We start from the raw sequence: 1,691 nt of genomic DNA on the forward strand, positions 1-1,691 counted from the left end.
CCTTCAACTCAGCAAAAGTTCGATTTATTCATAGATGGTCGCCTCCTGTTTGCCAAGCTAAATATGTTGTGGTGGCTTTACTGGTCATCGATTGCAGCCATAGATCCGGACTTTGCCGAGGTGATGTAAAATACCTCTGTCCCTGATGGAATACGCTGATGGAGGCCTCTATCAACAAAGCGCTCTTTCAGGAGCCTTGAATAAACCGGGTTTTCCCCATCGCGGTCTGACCTGTCTTGCCATCACTTCATGCTTGCCTGGGCAATCGGTGGTGTTGTTTCTGTCTTACTGATTAAGCAACTTAAGCGCTTATTATTGGTGCACAATACTCCCGCTCTTTGGCCAGGAGCGCCCACACAGTCCGCGCATTCTTGTTAGCCAATGCTACCGAGGCAATGTTGTTATTCCGGCGCGCCATTAGCTGGTTAGCCCAGCTCGATACGGCATCCTGTTTATGTTCTGCCGACTGCAATACCGCCCTGGCACCATGGATAAGCAAGGTCCTCAAATAGGTATCACCTCGCTTGCTTATCCCGAGCAGGACTTGTTTACCCCCACTGGAGTGCTGACGTGGAACCAATCCGAGCCAGGCAGCCAGTTGTCGGCCATTCTCGAAATTGTTGGCTTTACCAATGGTCGCAATCAGCGCGCTGGCGGTAACAGGGCCAATACCAGGGATCTTGCCGATACGCTGGCAGAGAGCATTTTGCCGATAGCACTGCTCAATCTGCTTGTCGAGTGTAGCGATGACATCGAACAGGTACGCCATGTGGTGCTGTAGTAGACTCAGCTGTGTACGAAACAGGACGGGTAACGGGTTATCCGCATCTTCCACGAGCTCAGGTAATCGTCGCTGTAGCTGCTGGATACCTCGGGGGACGACAATGCCAAATTCGGCCAATAACCCCCTGATTTGATTGGCTTGTGCGGTTCGCTGTTTGATGAAGCTCTGACGACTCCGGTGAAGTGCCAATACGGCTTGCTGCTCAGCGGTTTTGACCGGCACGAACCGCATGTTAGGTCGAGTGACGGCTTCACAAATAGCTTCAGCGTCTGCAGCATCATGCTTATTGGTTTTAACATAGGGTTTGACGAACTGAGGGGCCATCAGTTTGACATTATGGCCCATCGATATCAGTTTATTGGCCCAGAAATGAGCAGATGCACAGGCCTCCATGCCGATCAAACAGGGTGGGATGTTGGCAAAAAAGGAGGCCATTTGTGCCCGTCTGAGTTGTTTGTTGAACAACCGTTTTCCGTGCTCGTCAACCCCATGGATCTGGAAAACGTTTTTTGCCAAATCGATTCCAATAGTTTTAACGTTCATGATAGCAGCGCTCCGTTCAATGAGTGACGATTTATCGTCCCACTGTGGCACAAGAGATGGGAGGCGACCATTCCATTAACAAAGCCTACCCTAGTCGATATTTCCGTGTGCGAGTGATGTGCTGTTGGCGGAGCAGGGCTGTGTCATTGTGGAGAGGGCGGTATCTGATATTCCTTCGTAATACCTGTGAATACAACGATAATCTGCTACCACAACTTTACATGTCAGTCTTCCAGTTTCTGGCATGACGTTGAATGTCTGCTTATCGCTCAAAGCTGCCTGTCAAAGTGGTCAAGCTTCACATAGCTCAGAGGTACAAAAAATAACCTTAACGAATGGAAGGGACTTCCCCTGGATATGCGCC

At 50.0% G+C, this 1,691-nt stretch carries 1 protein-coding gene; it reads right to left on the reverse strand.

The features are described from left to right. Positions 1 to 301 precede the first annotated feature (301 nt). Positions 302 to 1,327, reverse strand: a complete 1,026-nt coding sequence (locus HMPREF3140_RS07525) for an IS110 family RNA-guided transposase (RefSeq protein WP_064782720.1) — start codon at positions 1,325 to 1,327, stop codon at positions 302 to 304. Positions 1,328 to 1,691: the final 364 nt, after the last annotated feature.

It is taken from the genome of Klebsiella sp. HMSC16A12, from assembly GCF_001808265.1.
Lineage (GTDB): Bacteria > Pseudomonadota > Gammaproteobacteria > Enterobacterales > Enterobacteriaceae > Klebsiella > Klebsiella pneumoniae.

Bases quoted from the DNA above. Each gene is read 5' to 3' on its own strand.
- HMPREF3140_RS07525 (WP_064782720.1), bottom strand. From the start codon at position 1,327: ATGAACGTTAAAACTATTGGAATCGATTTGGCAAAAAACGTTTTCCAG.